General features: G+C 59.2%; 23 protein-coding genes and 2 pseudogenes. 14 read left to right on the top strand and 11 right to left on the bottom strand.

Translation table 11 applies throughout. The annotated features are described in order from the left end of the window. The first annotated feature begins 535 nt into the window (after positions 1–535). From FHT79_RS29615 to FHT79_RS29600, 4 genes are all read left to right on the top strand, one after another. The gene (locus FHT79_RS29615) at positions 536–2347 is read left to right on the top strand and encodes a PAS domain S-box protein (protein ID WP_097544237.1); all 1812 of its coding nucleotides are present in this window, start codon (positions 536–538) and stop codon (positions 2345–2347) included. Positions 2348–2411: 64 nt separating this feature from the next. Next, entirely contained in the window at positions 2412–3539 is a 1128-nt protein-coding gene (locus FHT79_RS29610) for a PAS domain-containing protein (protein ID WP_028757185.1), read from the top strand. Then, positions 3536–3964: a response regulator gene (locus FHT79_RS29605; RefSeq protein WP_028757184.1), complete on the top strand. Its 429-nt coding sequence runs from the start codon at positions 3536–3538 to the stop codon at positions 3962–3964. Before FHT79_RS29610 ends, FHT79_RS29605 begins: the two co-directional genes overlap by 4 nt. 120 nt (positions 3965–4084) lie before the next feature. Continuing rightward, positions 4085–4369, top strand: coding sequence for an SDR family oxidoreductase (locus FHT79_RS29600; RefSeq protein ID WP_028757183.1), 285 nt, complete (start codon positions 4085–4087; stop codon positions 4367–4369). Positions 4370–4423: 54 nt separating this feature from the next. On the opposite strand, the pseudogene FHT79_RS29595 reads toward FHT79_RS29600, so the two are convergent. Beyond that, positions 4424–4516, bottom strand: a pseudogene (locus FHT79_RS29595) (transposase); the annotation flags it as partial. A gap of 499 nt (positions 4517–5015) precedes the next feature. Between FHT79_RS29595 and FHT79_RS29590 the strand changes: the two are divergent. The 8 genes and pseudogenes from FHT79_RS29590 to FHT79_RS29560 all read left to right on the top strand — a co-directional run bounded on the left by FHT79_RS29590 (position 5016) and on the right by FHT79_RS29560 (position 12810). Then, entirely contained in the window at positions 5016–6026 is a 1011-nt protein-coding gene (locus FHT79_RS29590; RefSeq protein WP_028757182.1) for a DUF4105 domain-containing protein, read from the top strand. A 40-nt stretch (positions 6027–6066) separates the two neighbouring features. Further along, positions 6067–6176: pseudogene (locus FHT79_RS32295) on the top strand (DNA-binding protein); the annotation flags it as partial. 260 nt (positions 6177–6436) lie between these two features. After that, a complete protein-coding gene (locus FHT79_RS29585; protein WP_049813449.1) occupies positions 6437–7426 on the top strand; it encodes a TIM barrel protein in 990 nt (329 codons plus the stop codon). Between the two features lie 27 nt (positions 7427–7453). Beyond that, positions 7454–8494: a substrate-binding domain-containing protein gene (locus tag FHT79_RS29580; protein ID WP_028757180.1), complete on the top strand. Its 1041-nt coding sequence runs from the start codon at positions 7454–7456 to the stop codon at positions 8492–8494. Between the two features lie 62 nt (positions 8495–8556). Continuing rightward, positions 8557–10068, top strand: coding sequence for a sugar ABC transporter ATP-binding protein (locus FHT79_RS29575; protein WP_028757179.1), 1512 nt, complete (start codon positions 8557–8559; stop codon positions 10066–10068). 17 nt (positions 10069–10085) lie between these two features. Next, positions 10086–11060 carry an ABC transporter permease gene (locus FHT79_RS29570; RefSeq protein ID WP_028757178.1) on the top strand — a complete coding sequence of 325 codons (975 nt, stop codon included), beginning with the start codon at positions 10086–10088 and terminating at the stop codon, positions 11058–11060. Further along, positions 11057–11929: a MurR/RpiR family transcriptional regulator gene (locus tag FHT79_RS29565; RefSeq protein ID WP_028757177.1), complete on the top strand. Its 873-nt coding sequence runs from the start codon at positions 11057–11059 to the stop codon at positions 11927–11929. The genes FHT79_RS29570 and FHT79_RS29565 overlap by 4 nt, the downstream gene beginning before the upstream one ends. Continuing rightward, positions 11926–12810: a ribokinase gene (locus FHT79_RS29560; RefSeq protein ID WP_028757176.1), complete on the top strand. Its 885-nt coding sequence runs from the start codon at positions 11926–11928 to the stop codon at positions 12808–12810. The genes FHT79_RS29565 and FHT79_RS29560 overlap by 4 nt, the downstream gene beginning before the upstream one ends. A gap of 32 nt (positions 12811–12842) precedes the next feature. Here FHT79_RS29560 and FHT79_RS29555 read toward each other — a convergent pair whose 3' ends face one another. After that, positions 12843–14087 (bottom strand): MFS transporter, encoded by a 1245-nt coding sequence (locus FHT79_RS29555; RefSeq protein WP_244604754.1) that lies wholly within the window; start codon positions 14085–14087, stop codon positions 12843–12845. Positions 14088–14453: 366 nt separating this feature from the next. On the opposite strand from FHT79_RS29555, the gene FHT79_RS29550 reads away from it, so the two are divergent. Further along, the gene (locus tag FHT79_RS29550; protein ID WP_028757174.1) at positions 14454–15062 is read left to right on the top strand and encodes a class I SAM-dependent methyltransferase; all 609 of its coding nucleotides are present in this window, start codon (positions 14454–14456) and stop codon (positions 15060–15062) included. Positions 15063–15301: 239 nt separating this feature from the next. Beyond that, complete coding sequence (locus FHT79_RS29545; RefSeq protein WP_028757459.1) at positions 15302–17059, top strand: aconitase X; 1758 nt, start codon at positions 15302–15304, stop codon at positions 17057–17059. Positions 17060–17502: 443 nt separating this feature from the next. Here FHT79_RS29545 and FHT79_RS29540 read toward each other — a convergent pair whose 3' ends face one another. From FHT79_RS29540 to FHT79_RS29500, 9 genes are all read right to left on the bottom strand, one after another. After that, on the bottom strand, positions 17503–17649 hold the full coding sequence (locus FHT79_RS29540) for a hypothetical protein (RefSeq protein ID WP_164735894.1): 147 nt from the start codon (positions 17647–17649) through the stop codon (positions 17503–17505). Continuing rightward, a complete protein-coding gene (locus tag FHT79_RS29535) occupies positions 17649–18092 on the bottom strand; it encodes a hypothetical protein (protein ID WP_028757460.1) in 444 nt (147 codons plus the stop codon). Before FHT79_RS29535 ends, FHT79_RS29540 begins: the two co-directional genes overlap by 1 nt. A gap of 10 nt (positions 18093–18102) precedes the next feature. Then, positions 18103–18447: a hypothetical protein gene (locus FHT79_RS29530; RefSeq protein WP_028757461.1), complete on the bottom strand. Its 345-nt coding sequence runs from the start codon at positions 18445–18447 to the stop codon at positions 18103–18105. Between the two features lie 50 nt (positions 18448–18497). Beyond that, a complete protein-coding gene (locus FHT79_RS32290) occupies positions 18498–19067 on the bottom strand; it encodes a hypothetical protein (protein WP_246714077.1) in 570 nt (189 codons plus the stop codon). Positions 19068–19432: 365 nt separating this feature from the next. Further along, positions 19433–20224, bottom strand: a complete 792-nt coding sequence (locus tag FHT79_RS29520) for an SDR family oxidoreductase (RefSeq protein ID WP_097596310.1) — start codon at positions 20222–20224, stop codon at positions 19433–19435. Positions 20225–20461: 237 nt separating this feature from the next. Further along, positions 20462–21280: an N-acetyltransferase gene (locus FHT79_RS29515; RefSeq protein ID WP_097544239.1), complete on the bottom strand. Its 819-nt coding sequence runs from the start codon at positions 21278–21280 to the stop codon at positions 20462–20464. Between the two features lie 85 nt (positions 21281–21365). After that, positions 21366–22217: an alpha/beta hydrolase gene (locus FHT79_RS29510; protein ID WP_127430005.1), complete on the bottom strand. Its 852-nt coding sequence runs from the start codon at positions 22215–22217 to the stop codon at positions 21366–21368. Then, positions 22189–22464, bottom strand: a complete 276-nt coding sequence (locus FHT79_RS29505; protein ID WP_244653192.1) for a DUF1348 family protein — start codon at positions 22462–22464, stop codon at positions 22189–22191. The genes FHT79_RS29510 and FHT79_RS29505 overlap by 29 nt, the downstream gene beginning before the upstream one ends. Continuing rightward, positions 22421–23047 (bottom strand): pyridoxamine 5'-phosphate oxidase family protein, encoded by a 627-nt coding sequence (locus FHT79_RS29500; RefSeq protein ID WP_028757558.1) that lies wholly within the window; start codon positions 23045–23047, stop codon positions 22421–22423. The genes FHT79_RS29505 and FHT79_RS29500 overlap by 44 nt, the downstream gene beginning before the upstream one ends. Positions 23048–23075 lie beyond the last annotated feature (28 nt).

The following is a 23075-nucleotide window of genomic DNA, read 5'->3' as shown; positions in this document are numbered from 1 at the left end:
GACTGTCGAGCAAGATATCGCCACAAGAGATGCGAGGGAGGGGACAAAGACCAAGGTTGCGACCGCAACAGACATCAAATGGCGCCGCAACCGTCCAGGTTCAAGTCTGAACAGCCCGTCCTGCCAACACCGTCTTCAATCATGGTGACGCACAACGGGCCTCCAGGCCACCCGGTTTCTACTTCGCCAGTTTCCCTCCTCGCAACTGGCGACGGCAGGCTCGATAGCCGGATGCGATGCTCGCTGCACATAAATCCGAACAGTCCGAGCACAACCGAAGTCGCCCGTGAGATCCTCAATGACCGCCACCAGGGAGTGTTCAATCCTGCCGGCTCCAATAGTCACCGATACTCTTGACGACGGACGCGATCGATCTTGCCCCAGGCAGAAGCAGGGTCACGGGCTTCAGCGACGGTGGTCGCGCGCGCATGACCAGACGCTCAAAACTCTTGTCAGAAGTGCAATCTGGCATAAGTTTCGGCTCAAAACGGAAGCGGCACGCATGCCCGCGCCATCGGATTGGAGTTGGGTAGCGATGTCTAGTTGGATGGGGAAGGTACTTTGGGGCAACGACGAGATCTCGCGGCATATTGAGAGCGGCAATTGGGATCAGTCTATCCTTGGCCCGCCGTCAGAGTGGCCAGCATGCCTGAAGGCAGCAGTCAATATCATGCTACCCTCGAAGGCGCAGATCGTTTTGTTCTGGGGGACGGACTTCGTGGCTCTCTACAACGAGCCCTATGCGCCAACAATAGGACAACGACACCCGAGGGCTTTTGGACGGCCGGCAAAGGAGAACTGGAGCGAGCTTTGGGATGACCTTGAGCCACTTTTGCGCCGGGTGCTCGAGACCGGCGAGACGGTGGCCGCCAAGGACCGGCCTTTTTACATCGAGCGGCACGGATATCCTGAGACTGTTTACTTCGACATTTCCTACTCCGCGATCCGCGATGAGGAGCGGATAGTGCGCGGGGTCTTCTGCATCGTCAATGAGACGACTGACCGCGTTCGCGCTGACCGGGCATTGCAGGAAAGTGAGCAGCGGCTGCGGGCTGTGGTGTCGCAGTCTGCCGCCGGGATCGGGCAGGCTAGTTTGGAGGGGCAGATTTTGCACGTCAACAATCGATTCTGCGAGATTGTCGGCTACGAGGAGCAGGAACTCCTCGGCAAAAACATCAAGGAGATTACCTACCCCGATGATATGGCCGAGCAGTCCAGACTGTTTACCCGTCTGGCAGAGACGGGCGAAAGCTTCGATATGGAGAAGCGATTCATCAGAAAGGATGGAAGCCTCGTCTGGGTCAACAATACGGTTTCGCCTCTGCGGGATAGCGAGGGCCGGATCCATCAGGTCGCTATCGTCTCTGTGGATATTACCGAGCGTAAAAAGGTCCAACAGGTCGAACAGCAGTTGGCCTCAATCATAGCGTCTTCCAATGATGCGATCCTCGGCATTGATTTCGCGATGACGATTACAGCTTGGAACGCTGCGGCTGAAAGGCTTTATGGATATGCGGCCGAGGAGATTATCGGGCAGTCCGTCCTGATTTTGGTCCCCGATGATCGGCTTGCTGAAGAACCAGTGCTGTTGAACAGGATCAAGACCGGAGTGGCGGTGGAACCCTATGAAACAAAGCGTCGGCGCAAAGATGGTCGTCTCGTCGATGTACTTCTAAGCGTGTCACCTATCTACGACAGCGCGGGAAAGGTTGTCGGCGCCTCCAAGATTGCTCACGACATTACCGCAAGGAAGGAGGCAGAGCAGCTTCAGGCGGTTCTGGTTGGCGAACTGCACCATAGGGTGAAGAACGTGTTCGCGACGGTGACCGCCATCGCGCGACAGACATTCTCGAAGGAGATCGAGGCGCAACAAGCGGTCGCCGCATTTGAGGCGCGCCTGTCGGCCATGGCGCATGCCCACGACCTTCTGGCGCAAGGTGATTGGCAGCGCGCCGAACTAGCGGCGGTGGTGGGGCAGGCGGTGGCCCCTTATCCCTCTGAACGCTTCGATATTTCCGGGCCCCCTGTCTTGCTGCATCAGAAGGCTGTTGCGTCCCTTTCGCTTGCCCTTCACGAGCTCGGCACCAATGCCGCCAAATATGGCGCGCTGTCAGTGCCGACAGGCATCGTTTCTATCAAATGGAACTACGATATGGACACCGGAAGTCTCCAGTTCCGTTGGCAGGAAAGCGGTGGACCTGACGTTGCAATTCCAACAAGGAGAGGTTTTGGTTCTCGGCTCGTTGAACGATTGCTGGCTGCGGAAATGAACGGCAAATCGACGATCATCTACGATCCCGGTGGGGTGATCTGCCAGATCGAGGCGGTCCTGCTACCTTCACATTGACGCGCCTTCAAGGAACCAATTCATCTGTCGCGACTTCTTTCGCGGAACAACACGGCTGAGACTCATGCGAGAAAAGGATCAATATCGAACCGATGCCCTCGATGCCGGCAATCGCCTCGTCGCCGGCCACGTGAGCGAGGATCCATTCGCGGCGGCTTTCAAGGCGACACGCATGCCAATGATCGTGACCGACCCTAATCAACACGACAATCCCATTATCTTTTGCAACAGTGCATTCCGCAAGCTGACAGGCTATAGCGATGATGAGGTAATCGGCCGCAACTGCCGGTTCCTCCAGGGGCCAGAAACCTCCAAAGAGACCGTGGCGAAGATCCGAGAGAGGATCGCGGCAGGTGAGGATGTTGCAGTCGATATTCTCAATTACCGAAAAGACGGCAGCATGTTCTGGAATGCCGTGTTTATCAGCCCGGTTCGCGACAAAGCTGGAAAGATTGTCTATTTCTTTGCTTCTCAGCTCGACTTTACCAATGTCAAAAGCCGGGAAGCAGACTTGGCGGCGGCCCGTCACCAAGCTGAGGCTGAGGTTGCAAGACACACGACCCAACTTAGTTCGGCACTGGCCGCTCGCACGCTGCTTGTTCATGAAGTCGATCATCGGGTAAAGAACAACCTCCTTACGATAGCGTCGATTGTAAAGATGCAGGCCCGCATCACCAAAGACGATAGGCAGAAACGAACGCTCATGTCGGTGCTCAACCGCATCGAGGCCCTCAGCACGGTCCAGCGTAAACTGTTCACACTTGATGACGTATCAAAGTTCGATATGTCAGAATTTACCCGCGAGCTCGTCACAGACTTGGTGGACGCCACCGGCCGCAAGGATATTCGTCTCTCGCTCGATCTATCGCCATTGCTTGTGCCGGCAGTAAAGGCCACCCCGCTTTCGCTCATCGTCAACGAACTTATCGGCGACGCCGTTCGTCGGGGCTTGAGTGACGGTGGCGGCGACATTCATGTCATTGTCCGACGCCTGAATGGTCACTTTCTCATCCGCGTCGAGGATACGTCCGAACCTGTAGAGCCCGGTCGCGAAAGTGCCGAGCTTGGTCGGATGTTGCTTGAGGCGGCAGCGTCTCAGCTCGACGCTAAAGTCCAACGAACGCAGGATGGCAGGAAAACAGTTGTCGAGGTTGTGATACTGGTCGGCGACCACGAGGAGAATGCCCATTGAAAGTCATGATCGTAGAAGACGAAATGTTGCTCGCCATGGAGCTCGAAAGCGAAGTGGAAATGGCTGGCCATCAGGTCACGGGTCTTGCCATGAGCAGCATCCAGGCGCGCGAGCAGATTGGCAAGTCGAAACCGGATTTCGCATTCGTCGATATTCATCTGATGGACGGACCGACCGGCATCGACGTTGGCCGCGAACTGTCAGCAGCAGGCATCCCCTATGTGTTCGTCAGTGGCAACATCAAAAGGATCCCCGAAGATTTTGCCGGTGCGCTCGGTGCGATCGAAAAGCCCTACACCATGAACGGGATGAAGAACGCGCTTGCTTATGTCTCGGCAATTATTGCGGGCGACTGCAGCGGCTCCCCGCCAGCAAGCCTGGTCTTAGCCGAACACGACACATTTCCAAAGCGCCGGTTTGGATGAGGAGGTGAGAGAGACCATGCTGAACGTGAGGTTGTTGCAGGAAGATTGCTCCGACGCTAACTAGTAAATTACGCGGCCTCGGGTTAGTCCCGACTGAACCGGATTATTCGGAAATCCGTGTTGGGTCGACTGTTCCTCATTGAATTCACAGGTTTCGAGTGGAACGTTCCGTCATCGGCCACGATGCGCGTTAATGTGGTCTCACCTGGCTGGGTCGACACGCCGATGTTCGAGCAACTCGCGGGCGATATGAAACCCGACCTTTTCAAAGCGATGCCGGCGCGCCTGCCATCCGGCAAGATCGCCACTGCAGCCGATATTGCCCCTGCCTACATTCACGCGATGGAAAGCGCATTCACGACAGGCCAGACGCTCAATATCGACGGGGGCCAGAGCATAATCTAGCTGGCTCTGAAGCGTTGAAGACCGGGCGCAACTGGAATGCCGCCAGCCAACTCAATCGGCAAGTGTTAAGCGGTCGAAATAGATACCCTGGCGGCTCACAATCTGGGCCTGCCGATAGAGCGGTAGGTGGTGACAAACACGCAGGCAAACCGCTTTGGCCGGGTTCCTTTGCTAGGCTCTGCTAACCGCCTGCCGCTGACAACAGAGATTGCAGCGAAATAGGACCGCCATATGGCTGACGCCTGAAAAGCGGTTGGCGCAGACCGTCGACTGCGTAGCCGATGCCGTCGGTAGATTCCGTGACTAGCGCGGTCTTGCCTGTAAGGTCGATATGCATCTTCAACTCCTGTGAGGATGGATCGCAGAACGTATGAACTGGCGACCAGTCTCGCAACAGTCCTGGTTGCGGATAGTCCTTTCGGGTAGGGGAAGGAACCGATCGTCCAGGCAGGTTTGTTGCCGGATCGCCGGTCGGCTTGCTATCGTGGGACCCGCCCTGTTCAAGCTGCCAGTTGCGGAATTCAAGCGATACCAAAATGGAGGATCCGGACCCCCGTCGCTTCGGATAGGTTCTGGGCTTCGCGTCCGCAAACCGATAAGGTCCAATGATCAGGACGGACGTTTCAAACTCGTTTGGAAAAGCAAAATGGTTCGACCGGTCCGTGCGATCGTCATTGCAGCGCTTGTGTTGCTTGTCGCCTTTGCAGCGGCCTGGTCGTCGCTCGCACTTTGGTACCGCTTGCCATTGCCCGAGGTCGGCAGGCAAGCCAGCGCCATCCTGTTCGGGCTTTTTGGCGCCTGGGTCATCGTGGCGCTCTTTGGCAGAAGGCGCTTTCGCGCGGTCCTCGCTTTTGCGGCCGCATTCGTCATCGTCCTCTTCTGGTGGAGCACGATCAAGCCGCAGGCAGACGGCGCGTGGGCTCCGGAGGTCGCTCGTCAGGTCACCGGCGAATTCGACGGTGATCTGTTGACGCTGACAAATGTCCGGGATTTCGAGTGGCGCAGCGCCACCGACTTTACAGAACGATGGACGACACGCAGTTACGACCTGAACGCGCTGAAGAGCGTCGACATGTTCATGTCTTATTGGTCAGGTCCGACCATCGCACACGTCATTATGAGCTTCGGCTTCGACGACGGTCGCTATCTGGCATGGTCTATCGAAGTGCGTCGCCTTTCCGGAGGTGCGTTCTCACCGCTGGCGGACCTCTTCAAAAACAGTCCTCTGGTCATCCTCGCCGCAGACGAAAGGGATGTCATCGGCCTGCGCGCCAACTTTCGCGGTGAGGACGTCCAGATCTACCGCCTGAAGGCGTCGCCGGCGGCTGCGAGGCTTCTTCTGCGCGAGTATGTCTCCGACGCAAACGCGCTCGCAGTCACGCCCGCCTTCTACAATTCGCTGACGACCAACTGCACGACCACCATCGTCAAGATGATGCGCGTCGCAGGCGACGTCGTGCCGACGGACTGGCGCCTCGTCGTCAACGGATACCTGCCGGAATACGCCTATGACCGCGGCGCGCTCGATACCTCGGTTCCCTTGTCGCAATTGCGGTCGGCAGCACACATAGCCGCAAGGGCGCACGACGACGGTCTTTCGCCGAATTTTTCGCAGACCATTCGCGTTGGCGTGCCGTCGCCGCAGGGCGCGTTGTGAGGTATACCGAAGCGTTTAAGCGTGCAAAACGCCTTATTTGTTCATCGGCGCGCATGCTGCGGTTCAGCAGCTTCCGCTGTTAACGCGAGACCGTGGTCGGTAACGCGGTCATACGTCCCAACAGTCATATTGCTCTCGCCGGCTCAGTGATTCCGCCGCAGTGGAAGGGCAAGATCGCAGCCTCGGCACCCTTTGGCCAAATCCTCAACTTTCAAGAACGCGGTCGATGGTTCGGATATCTTCAAGGTGAGGTCAATTTCGAGAACGGCTCTGCGACCAGGTGGTTGCTCATGCGAAGTGGGTTCCAATTCTGCCCGCACCAATTTTCTGCACAGCGTTACATTTTAGACTTTACAAATACCTATTAATCTGTGAAGTAGTGCACAACTTCACAGATTTGGAATGATCCTTTGAACCCGACACGCTTTGCCACCCGGCTAAATTCGTTCGCCTCCGCTTCCCATATCGCATGGCCCGGCCAGTCGTCGAAGCCCTCCGTCATGCAGATGGCCGAGCGCGCCGCCCAGGTGAAGGGCCTTACCGACCTCGATCTCAATTATCCGGATCACATGAACGAAGATCCGGCAGAACTGGCTCGAAAACTTGGCGATATCGGCCTTTCGATCAACGGCTTCGCTATGCGCTACTACAGCAACCCCGCCTTCAAACTTGGTGCTTTCACCCATCCCGACGAAACGGTCCGCCGTGAAGCGATCGACCTGACGAAGAAGGGCATCGATGCAGCGCGCGAAGCCGGTTCCAATCTGATGACCATCTGGCTTGGGCAAGATGGCTTCGATTATGCCTTTCAGGCGAACTACGCGAAGATGTGGCAACACGAAGTCGATGGAATCCGTGAAGTTTGCGCCCATGATCCGGATTGCCTGATCTCGATTGAGTACAAGCCGAACGAGCCGCGGTCCTACAGCCTGATGCCGGATGCGGCCACGACTTTGCTCGCTATCAAGGAGGTCGGCGCTGCCAATCTTGGCGTCACGCTCGACTTCGCCCATGTCCTCTATGCCGACGAGCAGCCCGCCTTTGCGGCAGCACTGATTGCCCGTCACAGCCGCGTGCTCGGCGTCCATCTCAACGACGGCTACGCCAAGCGCGATGACGGTCTGATGGTCGGCGCGGTGCACACGCTGCAAACGATCGAGCTACTCCGCCAGATACGCCGGGATGGTTACCACGGCGCGATCTATTTCGACACGTTCCCCGATATGACCGGCCTCGATCCGGTTCACGAATGCGAGGTCAACATCCAGACCGTCCAACGGATGTTGAAGGTCGTCGACCGCCTCGAGCAGGACAATCGCCTCGCGAGCGCGATTGACCGACAGGACGCCGTATCCACGCAGGCCATCGTTCAGGAGCTGATGTTCGGCGCGGAGCACTGAACCACCCCAACTTTCCGGGAGGAAAACATGAAGACAATTCTTGCTGCGGCTCTCGCCGCAACCCTTTGCGCTGGCATCGCGTCAGCGCAGGAACTGAAGCCGCTCAATTCGGATTCAGAAGCGGACCGCATGGACTGGTCCGATCTCGACGCTAAACTCGGTGCGCTGCCGAAGCTGCCCGAAGGCCTCAAGGTCGGCGGCGTCTCCAAGACGCTCACCAATGAATATTGGCGCTCGCTCGGCGAAGGCTATCAGAAGTTCGCCGACAAGGTCGGCGTGACCGTCGCCTATCAGGCGGCGCAAAGCGAGGGCGACCAGCTCGGCCAGTTGACGATCGCCGAGGGCATGGTCACTCAGGGCTATAAGGTGCTGCTGGTCTCGCCGCAGACCGATGCCAACCTGCAGCCGGTCATCGAACAGGCGAAAGCCGCCAACGTACCGGTCGTCAACGTCAACGATGCGGTGATCCCGCAGGCCGAGCACTATGTCGGCAACGTCCAGCGTGACAACGGCGTTCGGGTCGCCAAGTGGTTCATGGAAAACCGCGCCAATGGCGGCAAGGTCGCGATCATCGAGGGCCAGGCCGGTGTCTATGCTGCCGTGCAGCGCACCGATGGCTTTAAGAGCACGATCGAACAGGGCGGCAAGTTCACGGTGATCGCCAGCGTTCCGGGCAACTGGGATCGCCAGATGTCCTATGACGCCGCAACCAACATTCTCCAGCAGCATCCTGATCTCGTCGGCTTCTACTGCAACAATGACGGCATGGCGCTTGGTGTTGTCGAGGCGGTGAAGGCCGCCGGCCTGCAGGACAAGGTCGTCGTCTTCGGTACCGACGGCATTTCCGATGCCTACAAGTCGATCGAAGCCGGCGAACTCACGGGCACCGTAGACAGCTTCCCGGTCCTGACGGGCGAGGTGGCGATGGAAGTCGCGTTGCGGCTCGTCTCCGGTCAGAAGCTGCCGCGCGTGGTCGCAACCCCGCAGGCCCTGATCACCAAGGACAACATCAAGGACTACCAGGGCGGCGACGTTCGCTCGGTGCTGATGAAGGCCGCAGGAAAGTAAACGCTTCCCAAGGCAGGATGGCCGGCCCAGCCGGCCGTCCGCACCTCAAAGGTTGGACTGTCATGGCACCTCCCAGACTGGCTTTCGAAGGCATCTCCAAGGTTTTCCCGGGCGTCAAGGCATTGTCCGACGTTTCGTTCAGCGTCGCCCCGGGTGAAATCCACGCCCTGCTCGGCGAGAATGGCGCAGGCAAGTCCACTCTGCTGCGCATTCTGTCCGGTGTCTTCCGTGCAACGGAAGGCGAAGTCAAAGTCGACGGCACCGTGCACCACTTCCGCAAGCCCGACAGCGCTCGCCAGGCAGGGATCGCCATGATCCACCAGGAACTTCAGCAAGTGCCGCATCTCAGCGTAGCCCAGAACATGTTCCTCGGCCATTCCCTGACCCGTTTCGGCGGCATGATCGTCAATCGCCGTGAGCAGGAACGGCGCGCGGCCGAGGCGCTTGCGATGATCGATCCGTCCATCGATCCGGCGGTTCCCATCTCGACGTTGAAGGTCGCCCAGCGGCAGGTCGTCGAGATCGCCAGAGCGCTTCTCGACAAGGCGAAGATCATCGCCATGGATGAACCCACCTCGAGCCTGACGCCGAGCGAATTCGAGAGGCTCGCCGAGATCATCGAGCGGTTGGCAGCGAGCGGCGTCTCGATCATTTACGTATCCCACAAGATGGACGAGGTCTTCCGGGTCTGCCAGCGCGCCACGGTGATGCGCGACGGCAAGGTCGTGGGCGTCGGCATCGATCTAAAAACGACCTCACCCGACGACGTCATCGCGATGATGGTTGGCCGCGAGCTGCTGACTGAAGAGCATCATTCCCACACCACAGATACCGTGAGTGTCGAGGTCCGCAATCTTTCGACGCACCGTATCCGCGACGTCTCGTTCGACCTTCACAAGGGTGAAGTCCTCGGCGTCGCAGGGCTCGTCGGCTCGGGCCGCACCGAGCTCCTGCGCGCACTTTCCGGCGCGGACAAGCTTATCTCCGGCACGGTCAACGTCGATGGAAAGGCGTTGACGCTGTCCAATCCGCGTGCAGCGATCGCTGCCGGCATCGGGCTGCTACCCGAGGAGCGCAAACGCGAAGGCATCATTCCAGGCCGGTCCGTCAGCATGAACATGGCGCTGCCCTCGATGAACCGCTTCTCGAAAGCCGGGATCATCAACCATCGGAAACTCAAGCGGACGGCGGAAGACCTGCTCAAGCGCGTCAACCTGCGACCCTTCCAGCTCGACCGGCAGATCAGACTGTTTTCCGGCGGCAACCAGCAGAAGGCGATCATCGCACGCTGGCTGGCGGCCGGATCGCGCATCCTGCTGTTCGACGAGCCGACGCGCGGCATCGATGTCGGCGCGAAATCCGAAATCTATCACCTGATCGAAGATCTCGCTCGCGAGGGACATTCGATTATCGTCGTCTCCTCCGAGCTTCCCGAGGTGATGCGGGTCTCCGACCGCGTGCTCGTCATGCGCGACGGCGCTGTTGTGGCTGAACTCGGCCACGAAGACCTCTCCGAAGAAACCATCGTTTCCCACGCCGTTGGGAAGGCCGACAACCGCCGTGGTGCGGCATGACCTACAGGAACATATCCATGTCTGACACGACCCAGAATGCCGGGGCGCCCACTTCCAAACTGTTCGGATCGTTCTCGGTACGCGATGCGGGCACCCTCATTGGATTGATCGCCATCGTCGTCATCTTCGGATTGCTGGCACCCGACTTTCTTTCGCAGAGAAACCTGCTCAACATCCTTCAGCAGTCGAGTATCAACGCCTGCCTGGCACTCGGCATGACGCTCGTCATCATCTCCGGTGGCATCGACCTCTCGGTCGGCCCGACGGCCGCGATCTCTGCCGTGATTACGGCCACGATGCTTGTCGCCGGCGTTCCCGTTCCGCTCGCCATCCTGGCCGGCCTCGCGATCGGCGCTATCTGCGGTCTCATCAACGGCGTACTCGTGGCCTATGCGGGCCTTCAGCCCTTCATCGTCACGCTCGGCACTCTCAGCACCTATCGCGCCATTGCGCTGATTTACACGGGCGGCAACCCGGTTCTCGGTGTGCCCGCGGGCTTCCGTTCGCTGTTCAACGGCTCCCTGCTCGGCCTTCCCATTCCGGTTATCATGGTCGCCGTCGTCGCCCTGCTCGCCTGGGTGCTGCTCAAGAAGACACCGCTTGGCGAATACCTGCTCGCTGTCGGCGGCAATGAAGAAGCGGCCTATGTCGCCGGCGTACCGATCGCCATCACCAAGATCACCGCCTATGTGATTTCGGGCGTCCTCGCTGCCCTGGCCTCGATGATCCTGGTCGGCCGCTTGGGTGCCGCCGAACCGATCCTCGGCAATCTCTGGGAACTCGACGCGATCGCGGCCGCCGCAATTGGTGGGGCCTCTCTGATGGGCGGCAAGGGCAGCGTCATCGGCACGATCCTCGGTGCGATCATCCTCGGCGCAATGCGCAATGGATTGACGCTGATGAATGTCCAGGCCTTCTACCAACTTCTGGCCACTGGTCTTATTATCCTGGTCGCGATGATGATCGATCGCGTCACAAGGGGTAGAGGATGAATTCTGCAAATGATCCCAAGGCGGTAGGCCCGCGCATCCGCATGATGATGCCGCAGCTCACCCCTTTGGAGGCGCGTGTCGTGGAGACGGTGTTCGGATTGAGGGATTTTTCCGAGGACACCGCTCTCAAGGATCTGGCGGCGGAAGCGGGAGTGTCCGAGGCCATGGTGGTCAAGATCACCAAGAAGCTCGGCTTCAGCGGCTATCGCGATTTCCGCACTGCAGTGTCGAATTACAACAGGCTTCCTACCGCTGAAATGCATCAGGAATTGTCAGCCGATGACAGTTCGAGGGAGATCATTCAGAAGGTCTTCCGGACGTCGATAAATGCGCTGGAGGAGACTCTCGCGATCCTGGACGTCGACGGTTTCGACCGCGCCGCCGATATACTCGCCAAGGCGGGGCAACGTGATTTCTACGGGGTTGGTGGTTCGGCACAGATTGCCAGGGACGTGGCTCACAAGTTCCTGAGGATCGGCGTGCGGGCCAATGTCCAGGACGATTCGCACATGATGCTGATGTCGGCGTCGCTGCTCGGAGCCGACGACATCGCGATCGGTTTCTCCCATTCCGGGAACACGACCGCTGTCATCGACGCCATCCAGCTCGCGCGGAAGTCGGGGGCGCGAACGATCGCCGTCACGAATTACGGTGGATCGCCGCTTGCGCAGATCGCCGACATCGTTCTGTGTTCCACCGCGCAAGGATCGCCTCTGATGGGCGAGAACGCCGCAGCCCGGATTGCCCAGCTCAACATCCTCGACGCGCTCTTCATGGCCGTCGCGCAGCGAAACTATCAGACGGCGGAGAAAAATCTCGAGAAGACGATGTCCGCCGTCGCATCCAAACGCAAGGACAGGCTTCCATGAGTTCCGCATCACCCTCCGTCGTCGTCTTCGGCAGCCTGCACTATGACATCATGGTGCACGGCCCGGCACGTCCTCGGAAGGGTGAAACCGTGACGGGGGATCACTGGCACCCGAAATGCGGCGGCAAGGGTGGCAATCAGGCAGTCTCGGCAGCGAAGACAGGGATACCGACGTCGATGATTGGTGCGGTCGCGGACGACGATTTCGGCCATGCCCTCACCGACAACCTGGCCCGCAGCAAGGTCGATCATCGCTTCGTCAAGAAAGTGACCGGGGTCGGTAGCGGCATGAGCGTCGCAATCTTCGACAGTGAAGGCGACTACGGCGCGGTCATCGTTTCCGGTAGCAATCTGATGTTGGGACAAGTGGATGTGGATGCAGCTTCGAAGGCGTTCGTCGACGGAGCGCTGCTGGTCCTGCAGAATGAGGTGCCTGATCACGCCAACGTCTCGGCGGCCAAGGCCATGAAGGTCGCGGGCGGAACAGTGGTTCTCAACGCCGCGCCCGCGCGACCTCTCTCGGCCGATTTGCAGCAACTGGTCGATGTCCTGGTGGTCAACGCCATCGAGGCCGAGCAGTTGGCCGAGCTTCCAGTTGTCGACACACTCGAGGGTGCCGCGAATGCCGCGAAACTGCTCGCGGCGAAATTCCCCGTCGTGGTCGTGACGGCGGGCGGCGATGGTGTCGCCTGCGCGACCCGGGAAGGTGATGCGTTCTCGATCGAGGCGATCAAGGTGGAACTGGTGAGCACCCATGGTGCCGGCGACGAATTCACCGGCGTTCTCGCCTCAGAACTCGCGCGTGGAAGTGGAATTCGTGCCGCAATCGAGGCCGCGAACCATGCGGCGGCGGTTCTGGTGAGCACGCCACGGGCAAACTGAAATCGTCTCGGCGAACATTGGCTTCGCGTCGGTCATTTCGGGGACATGCCGGATGTCGATTGGCATCGATCCACTTGTTCCGCGGGCTGATCTGCGCGCTTTCGCTCCATCCGCACGACAACGCTACCGCCATCGGCAGTCCGGCGCGCGCCAAGCGCCTTGACCGAAAAGAGCGCGTAGATGATCAGCGGAAGGCAGGCGAGATAGGATGTCCTGATGCCTGCATATTCGGCAATTAAACCGAGCAGAGGCGGCGCCAGGAAGAAGACGACGAAGGTCATCTGGCCGAGAGCGGCGACGTTGAGATATGCCGCGCGATCGGTACGCTGGGCGGCCGCCGAGACGGCGAGGGGGTAGACCGCGCTGCAGCCGGCGCCCATCAAGGCGAAGCCCGCCAGTGCGACATAGGAATGCGGTGCGCCCCCGACGGCGCAGATGCCAATCGCCGAAAGAACAAGCAGCATCGTGGCGACGGCGCGCGCACCAAACCGATCGACCAGCGGATCAACGAACAGGCGCGCCAGCGCCATGCAAAAGGTAAAGAGTGTCAATCCCAGTCCGCCGATGAAGGGCTCGACTGAAAACACGTCGCGCATATAGATCGCCGACCAGTCGATCCCGGCACCTTCGACGAGGAAGGCGGCGATGCCGATGACACAGAGCGGCATTAGTCCCCAGGTAGGAAGCGCTACCGGCGGCGCCTTGCCCTCGTCCTCCGTAATCCGCGCTGGCGCATTGCGCATGCCGGCGATCGCCCAGATGCCGATGACGAGGACCGCGACAAAGGTCACGGCGAGATGTAGCTGCATCGAAATACCGGCTTGGCGGACGACCGAAGAGACAAGCGCCGTGACGAAGAAGCCGAGGCTCCAGAAGCCATGGGCTCTGTTCATCACGCCGCGTCCCAGCTGCGCTTCGATGCGGTCGATCTCGACATTGAGATTGATCTCCAGCGCCCCGGCGAGCAGCCCTTCGACGAAAAGCAAACAGAACACGGCCGGCGCAGCGCCGATCCATGGCACGAGCGACAGCAGCGCAGATGTGCCGAGAACTGTAATGAACGCCGTCGTCCGCGCGCCGAGCCGGGCGATCAAGGGCGAAGACAAAGTCAACGAAATCAAGGCGCCGATCGCAGCCCCTATCAACGTCAACCCGAGCTCAGACTTATCGACGCCAAGCGCATCCTGCAAATCCGGCATCCTCGACAGCAGCGCCCCCAGCGACACGGCGAAGAGAAAGAAGCAGACATAGATCCGCTGTTGCGGCGCAATTTTCATGATGCAACTCCGGGGATTGACGCTTCGAAGCAGACGAGCGCTTTTAGATCTGTGATGAATACCTCACATGGCCGGAGATCAGAACTTGTTTCTGAGCGGATGCGACGGAGCACGCGGTTTGCCAGACATTCTTCGTGATCACTCGCCCGGTCGACTGCTCGATCCGGCGAAGGATATAGAAACTCGCAACTGACCGCGGCAGGCGTGCGCCCTGGATCCAGGAGAGGAGGCTGTCGAATGTCTCGTTCCATCGGAGGACGGCGCGGTCGAGCTGCCAATAGCTGTCGCCGAACCGGCGCATATGATAGAGCATCGCCTGTCGGGAACACATTGTTGCACTGGAGATAGGAAATCGACACGAAGACCGTGAGCGACGCAGCCGGCCGCATTATCGACCTCTATCGTCGCCATGCTGATGCGTGGACAGCGGCGCGCGGCACGGCACTGTTGGAGCGTGCATGGATCGACCGGTTTGCAGAGATGCTGCCACGAATGGCGGCGGTGCTCGATATTGGTTGTGGCTCAGGTGACCCAATCGCTCGGTACCTTGCTGGCGGAGGTCATCTGATTACAGGCGTGGACAGTTCGCCAGAAATGATCTCCATATTCCGGACCAATCTTCCCGGCGAGACAGCGCAAGTGGGGGATATGCGCTCCCTGAAACTGGATCGGAGATATGGCGGGCTGATCGCTTGGGACAGCCTGTTTCACCTTGCTCCTTCCGATCAGCGCATGATCTTCTCCATCTTCCGCGACCATGCTGAACCGGAAGCACCATTGCTGTTCACGAGTGGTCCCGCCTTCGGCGAAGTTATCGGCACGCTGGAGGGGGAACCTCTCTATCATGCCAGCCTCGATCCCGACGAATACCGCATGCTGCTCGACCGGAATGGCTTTGACGTTGTTGCCCATGTTGCGGAAGACCCAGATTGTGGCGGGCGCACGGTCTGGCTGGCGCGTCAGCGCTATGCGTAAAGCGTCGCGGAAATCCCAAGATCGCCCTGTCACTTTCTGCACCAACTGGAACAGCTGGGCGGGCCGGCAACAGATGGCCACCCGGAGCATACTCAGGCATATTCTGCGTTTTGCGAAGGCCGCCTTAATCCGGTAGAGAGCGGGGCGCCCGTCTCGATTGCCGCCGGCGCGATCAAGCTAGCCCCAGATTCGAACGACTCAAAACTGCTTGCACAGCCACCACCTTGAAAGGCTCACGGATGGTCAACCTTGTTGACGGACTGATTTTCGCAGGGTCGGCTTACGTGCACGGCAAGGCTTCGGGCAATGTTGTTGCAAGCGATCTGGAACTGAGTTTCTGGGGCGGGGTCGATCCCTGGACCGGCGAGGTGATCGATCGGCATCACCCCTTGAGCGGCCGCGGTCTCAAAGACCATATCCTCGCGATCCCGGGGGGCAGGGGGTCCTGCTCTGGTAGCGGCGTGATGTTGGAACTGCTGCTCAATGGCAATGGTCCCAAAGCGATGTTGTTCGAGCGAGAGGAGGATATCCTCACGCTCGGTGTCGTGATCGCCGAGGAGGTATTCGGTCAATCTATTCCCGTTGTAACGCTCGCGCCCGAGAATTTTCGCAAGGTGGTGAGTTCGGCATTTGTCGAGATCGACGGAAACGTTGTTGCCTGTTCCACCGACGGGCTGGCAATGGACGCCATTCCGTCGCATAGCAAAGACTCTGCCCCTCTTTTCGGTGAAGTCGCATTGTCGGAGCGGGATAGAGCTTATCTGGCTGGTGCTCACGGCAAGGCTGCACAATCGGCGATCCGCATCATCCTGCGAATGGCGAAACTGCAGGGCGCCACACAATTGATGGATGTCTCACAAGTCCACGTCGACGGCTGCATCTACACCGGACCGGGCTCGCTTTCGTTTGCCGAAAAACTGCGGGATCTGGGCGGGCGCGTTGTGGTGCCGACAACGCTCAACTCGATTTCGGTCGATCATCGACGCTGGCGCTCGCAAGGTATTGATCCCGTCCTGGGCGAGCCGGCCAGTCAGTTGGGTGACGTCTATGTCGAAATGGGTGCGCGGCCGACCTTCACCTGCGCGCCTTATCTGCTCGAGACGGCTCCCAAGATCGGCGAGCAGGTGGCCTGGGCAGAATCGAATGCCGTCATCTACGCCAACAGCGTTCTTGGTGCGCGGACAATGAAATATCCGGACTTTCTCGACATTTGCATCGCACTAACCGGCCGCGCGCCTCTGGCAGGCCCACATATCGACAGCAATCGCAAAGCCGGGCTGCTTGTCAGTGTCGCTAATATCGAAAACATCGACGATAGCTTCTATCCGCTGCTCGGTTATCACATTGGTGCGCTGGCATCGAACCTTATCCCTGTCGTCTCCGGTCTTGATCAGGCCGGTCCAACCAATGACGATCTCAAGGCCTTCGGCGCCGCGTTTGCGACCGTTTCCAGTGCACCGATGTTTCACATCGTGGGGGTGACGCCCGAGGCAAAGACGCTGGATGCCGTTGTCCCCTCAGCCATCAGCATCCCTTCGATCGATCTTCGGCTCGAGGAACTCGCGCCGAGTTGGGAGGAACTCAACAGCGCCGACGATGAGCGCGTCGATCTCGTCTCGCTCGGCAATCCGCATTTCTCGATCAGCGAAATCGAGAGGCTCGCGTCTCTGTGCAGCGGTCGAAAGAAGCATGTGGATGTGGCGATGGTGGTTACCTGCGGACGCGCAACGTACGATAAGGCCAACGAAGCCGGGCTGATAGCGGCCCTTGAACGCTTCGGGGTGGAGTTCGTGACGGACACATGCTGGTGCATGATCACTGATCCGATTATTCCCACCTTTGCGAAAACCATACTGACGAACTCGGGCAAATATGCCCATTACGGGCCGGGGATAACCGGTCGGCGCTTTTACTTCGGCGGCATTGCCGCATGCGTTGCGGCTGCATGTAGTGGGGTATACAGCAAGGCGGCGCCCAACTGGCTGAGGCAGGCCTAGCTGCCAGCACCAGGTGCGCAGACTTGCGTAACGAGACGGTTGCTGCCTGGGCGGTCGGGGTATCGCCAGCGTGCGCTCGTCTAGAATCTCGATGAAGCAGATGGATCCCCGCGCCGGCTGACATCCGCCTTTCCGATCCTGCGTACCGATGCAGAGGAATGGCGATGAACTCCGGTGCAAGCCGGCCGATCGTCGCCTGACATTTCTAAATAACCATCGCATATTTCGCCCCGAACAGCCACGAACAGATTGCTCGTCTCTCAAGGCGAATTCCCGATCGAGCTCGAACCTGTTTTCGACTTGCACTCCCCGAAGCGTATTGTTGACTGGCGGTCTCGTGCCCGAGCAACCTAGGCGGTGAAGGTTGAAATACACATCCACCATTCACCGCGATCAGCCAGTTACGATTTCGGTCTTGACACGCGGCTGGTTTAGGCTGGAGCTCAGCGGAAGCCGAAGAAGCTCAATATAGCCAGTACGATCACAACGGCGCCTACGAGCCAGATCAGGTTGTTCATCTGATTTTCCTTTCCCAAGTTGTTGTCATCGACCTCGATGAATGCGCCGGACGGCGCAATCTCGGCCACCATTACTGCTGCGGCAGGATGATTTTCTGTTCGGTCGTGTTCTTGACGGGCTTCTGGCCGGGCTCGTGCGACATCGTGCGGGTCGTGCTCTGGAGACTGTCGCCATCCGTGCTCGTCTTCGTCCGCGACTTGCTAAAGGTGCCTTTGTCCACGGCCTGGGCCTTCGTCTGAGACCTGAGCTTGTCGCCGTTGTCGTTGACATGGGTCTTGCTCATGGCCTTGCCGTTAGTGGTTGCAGCGCTCCCGCCTGAGCCGACGGAGGAGGTCGTCCCTTCGTCGGTCTGACACACGCCCGCCGTCCCGACGGAACTCGCAGACGTTGCGCCAGCCGCCGCACTTCCGCCCGTTCCGACAGTTCCAGCCGCGTTGCAGTCCTGTGCCGAGACGCCGGCCGTGGTGGACAAAACTGCGATACTGGCCGCGCCGATCAAACTCATGATCTTCATGTCTGGTCTCCTATTTATTGGGTTTCGTGACAGAGCAGGTGCCGTCCGAGCGCTTGGTGATGACGGTTCCGTCGGGCCGCGTGACACTTGCCGTCGAGTAGCTGTCGACGCTGCCCGCGCCTGCCGAGCTAGCTGACGACGAGGATGCCGCAGTCGACGAGCCGGCGCCGGTCGCACTCGAAGAAGACACCTTGCCGTTTCCGGCGGTGACGGTCGTAGACATATTGCCCGATGAGGTCCGGCCTTCGACCACCGTGCAGGTTGTCCCGTCGTCCAGTTTGATATCTTCCGAGGCAGCCTGACCGGCTACCAAGATCGCGGCTCCATAGATGACGCCTTTGACTGTGTTGATCATTTGCTTTCTCCGGTGAAAGGGCCGACGCCTTGTGGCGCCGGCCGGATGCCTCAGCATGAATGACTGGAGCCATTCTTCTTCATCTGGCCCGGAGCGCAGCCCTTCTTCCCATTGTTCTCATGGGATGAACCGGCTTGGCTTGCGCCGGTGCCGACGGTGCTGCCGGTTTTATCGCCGTCAGTCGACGATGCTCCCGTGCCGACTGAAGAGGCCGAATTGGCGTCACCTGACCCTGCGGCCGACCCACCGGTCCCGACAGAACTGCTCGACGTGCCGCCGCCCGCAGAGGAACCGCCTGTGCCGAGTGTCGATGCCGAACCCGAGCCGGAACCGGAGCCTGCAGCAGAACCACCGGTGCCCACGGTGCTGCTGGACTTGCCGCCGCCTGCCGACGATCCACCTGTGCCGATGGTCGAGGCGGAACCGGAACCGCAGTTTTTAGTTCCGGCAGGGCAGTCGCCACCGCCGGCGGAACTTCCACCAGTACCAACGGTGCTGCTCGAAGTTCCGCCGGCGGTGGCGACTGCCCTGCCGACGGTGCTGGATGACTGCGCGAATGCCGTCGCCGTCGTGCTTGCCAGCAAGGCTGCAGCGAACGCAATGTGGGTGAGCTTGATCATGTGATTTCCTCCGAATGTTTGTGTTTTGCCTTGGGTCAGTTTGACCGGCGGCTGTCTGGCAAACGAAGGGGAGTGCCGGCTGTTCCAAGGCTACGACCTCAGTCCGGGGTGGATCAGACCAAGGTCTAACCCACTGTAACGCATTGTGAATTTGCCCTTGTTTGGCAGCGGTTGATCGGGCTCGCAAGGTGCAGCATGCAGTTTCAAGGCCGGCTGAAGGTCTGCTCTTTAGCGAATTGGTGTCGCAAAGCAGCCTGTCTGATTCATGCCTACTTCATACCGCACACGCGTGCCGGCGGCCGCAATAAGAAGGCGATCGGAAGGCTCCGCCCTATGAACAACGGCAGGTCAGGTGAGGGATCAGCTCAGAGCGTGTCGATCAGCCCTCCGTCCACGCGCATGGAAGCTCCTGTCGTCGCGGATGCCAAAGGCGACGCCAGATAGGTTACCAGGTTGGCAATTTCCTCGACGCTTGCAGCTCGTTGGATAATCGAACCGCCACGATGCTTCTTGACGAAGTCCGCCGCGACCTCCTCGATCGGCTTGCCCGTCTTCGCACGCTCTTCGGCAAGCATCGCCTCGACGCCTTCGGACAGTGTCGGTCCGGGAAGAACCGAGTTCACAGTAACGCCCGTACCAGCCATGCGCTTGGCAAGCCCACGGGCAACCGCGATGTCCGCGGTCTTGCTGACGCCGTAATGAATCATCTCCACCGGTATGTTAAAGCCGGATTCCGACGCGATGAAGATGACGCGGCCCCAGTCGAGCTTCTGCATGCCCGGAAGATAGGCACGTGAAAGCCTGACGGCCGACATGACGTTTACCTGCCAATGGCGATCCCAGACCTCGTCGTCCGCATCGAAGAAGTCGAGCGGCTGGAAGATGCCCGCATTGTTGATCAGGATATCGACATGATGAACCTTGGCGACGAGAGCGTCACACCCTTCAGCGGTTGCGACATCGGCTGGTACGGCGCTCACGCTTCCCCTGGCACCTTCGCCTTTCAGGCGTTCGGCCGCCTTAGCGGTCTTTTCTTCAGACCGTCCGTTGACCACCACGTTCGCACCAGCCCTCGCAAGCTGGCGGGCGATCGCGTAGCCGATGCCTTCGGTAGATCCAGTAATCAGCGCGGTTTTGCCTGTGAGGTCGATCTGCATCTGCGGCTCCTTCTGAGGTTGGATCAGTGAAGGTATGATCTGGCGGTCGGTCTCGCAACAGCCCGCGACGTCGATGATCCTTTCGGGTGGGACCCGTGGCGGTGCCCTGGAAGCGGGTTTGCAAGCTGATCCAGAAGCAGATGACATTCTCTCAGAGTTCGAGCAGTGATCCGGCAAGCGCGACACTTGGAAAGAAGGCAACAGCTCGATTGGCAGACCTAAGGTGTCCGCCGTCCCTTATGAACCGTCCGGAAACCGGTAATTCATTCTCGTATAAATCTGCTCGAATCCGGCCACAATGAGATTGGCGTGAGAGATATTCGGCTCATCGGCCGACGGTTGGGCGGTTTCGACGACGAATGTCTGAACGCCCTGGCTGGCGCCTTGGTTTAGACGCGCGGCAATCAGGGCCCTCTGTGCCCCGCGATTGCAAAACTCGGGAACGGTCGAGCCACCGCCAAGCCAAGCACAGCCGTCTGCCGCATACATCGCGCCGGTCGCAATCGGCCTGCCGTCCAATTCCGCGAAAAAACAGCTCCAACCGTCCTTCCCGACGATCGCTGACCAAAGCGGGGTCAGGTTTGCCGGAAAGTGAAATCCGGCGCACATCATCGAACCGAAGATCTCGGCTTCGGTGACATTGACCTGCCGGGTCGCGACCTCTCCAGAATGGATGAGTGGCGTGGAAGGCGCTGTTCGCCGTAGTTTTGCCCATCCGTGACCTTGGGCAACAAGGCCTCGTTTCCTTATCCAGTCGTGTGTCCGTTGAGGAGCGGTGGCAGCGTTCATTTGTAAGTAGCGTCGGCCCGCCCTTTTGCTCATCCATTCACAGGCCATGTCGAGATCTTCAGGTGCCACGATGCCGAGCACCCGATTGAGACCGATGGCGGGCGCGCTTGGCAGCGATATTGCGCAACCTCCAGCCAATGGCATGCAGCGAAACTCAGCCTGGTCGACGAACGTCTGCGGCGCGATCATGAAGAGGTCGATAAATGCTTTCACTTCGATGATTTCTTCTTCCGGCACCATTTGGTGCGATGCTGACGGGCGATCCATGCTCGTGTCCTTAACGATCAAACGGCCAAACAGACTTCACCGCAGCGACGTCAGCAGCGGTGTAAGCCGGCGGTTGCGAGCGGGGTTAAGTCAGGAAGTCCGCTATCGCGGTGGCAATTTCTCGGGAATGCGTCTCCAACGCGAAGTGGCCGGTATTGAGGAGCTGGATCTCAGCGTTCGGGAGATCGCGTCTAACGGCCTCCGCACCTGCGGGCAGGAAGAAGGGATCCTTGTCGCCCCAGATTGCCAGGAACCTGGGTTGATGCCGGCGGAAATATGCTTGAAACATCGGATACAGGACCACGTTGCTCGCGTAGTCGAGCGCAAGGTCGAATTGGATTTCTTCACTATCCGGACGCGCCATGTAGAAGGCATCGAGCGAATAGCCATCGGGAGACACGTTCGATAAATCCGAAACACCGTGTTCGTACTGCCAGCGGATGGCGAGAGGTTTCATGATCTCGCGCAGGGCATCGCGGTTGGCGGTCGTGGGATCGGACCAGTATCGCCTGATCGGATTCCAGACGTCGCTCAACCCCTCCTCGTAGGCATTGCCATTTTGGGAAATGATTGCCGTCACCCGCTCGGGAAACTTCATCGCGACGCGGAAACCGATGGGCGCTCCGATATCGAAGGCGTAAAGAGCAAACCGCCCGATGCCCAGCGCCTCAATGAACCTCTGGATGATGCGGGCAAGATTGTCGTACGTGTAGGCAAAATTTGTGCGCGCAGGCGCTTGCGACTGGCCAAACCCTGTAATGTCGGGTGCGATGAGGTGAAATCGGTCCGCAAGCAGTGGAATAAGATCGCGAAACATGTGGCTCGATGACGGAAACCCGTGCAGCAGTAACAGGGCCGGTTTGGCTGGTTCTCCGGCCTGCCGATAAAATACATCACGACCGTCGATATCAACGCGGTGATGGGTGGTATGCGTCATGTCGTTCTTTCCCCATAGAAACCGAATCGCTGAGACCGGGAGTGCTCTCGCCGTTTATAAGCTCGGACCGGTTGCGCCACCGGCTGTCGTGGCCATAGGCCAGCGCGACCTTTCGGGATTGCTGTTGTTCCAGCCGTCCTCCGCACGCCGTTTCTGTTGCAGAAGCTCGTGAAAACTCCTGCAACTGGGTCTTGTGGCGTTCATTATCTTCCTCGCAAGGCCTCGAGCCGCGTATGCAATTCTGCATTCTCCGACTCCAGTTCGGCTAAGCGTTCACGCAACGCTGCCACCGCTTTCGCGACCTCCTCTTCGGTGTAACGCGGTGTGATATGTTGAGGGCAGTTCCAATCGAAGGCTTCCAGCCGCAGTCGAAAAATCCGCTCTGCTTTTGCTCGGTAGCCGGCGTCGAAAACCAGGTCGGCCAGCGCCGGGTCGGCATCGAGTGTCAGCTTCTCGACATGCATGTAGATCTTGAGGCGGGCTCGTCGCGGGTAATCCACCACAAAGAGACAGGCCCGGTCATTTGCGGCAAAGTTTCCGGTACTGATATATTGGCGGTTGCCCCTGTAGTCGGCGAACGCCAGTGTTTTCCTGTCGACGATTTTCAGAAAGCCCTTTGGACCACCGCGATGCTGAACATAGGGCCAACCGGTTTCCGACACAGAGGCAATGTAGAAGCTGTCCCGTGCAGAGATGAAAGCCAGTTCGCTGTCGGTGAAGCTGTCGGATTCCCGATGGTGGTCGCCTAACCAGATCTGGTCGGCACCCATTTCAGCTTGTGCCAGCCGCACATTCGGAGTGACTGCAACTTCCAAAAAATGGTATGGCATGGGGATCTCCAAAATCTGGAATTTGGTA

Origin of the sequence: Rhizobium sp. BK212 (assembly GCF_014197475.1) — a bacterium.
Taxonomy (GTDB): domain Bacteria; phylum Pseudomonadota; class Alphaproteobacteria; order Rhizobiales; family Rhizobiaceae; genus Rhizobium; species Rhizobium anhuiense.
The sequence above is the reverse complement of the archived record's forward strand: the minus strand, read 5'-3'. Positions and strand labels throughout refer to the sequence as shown.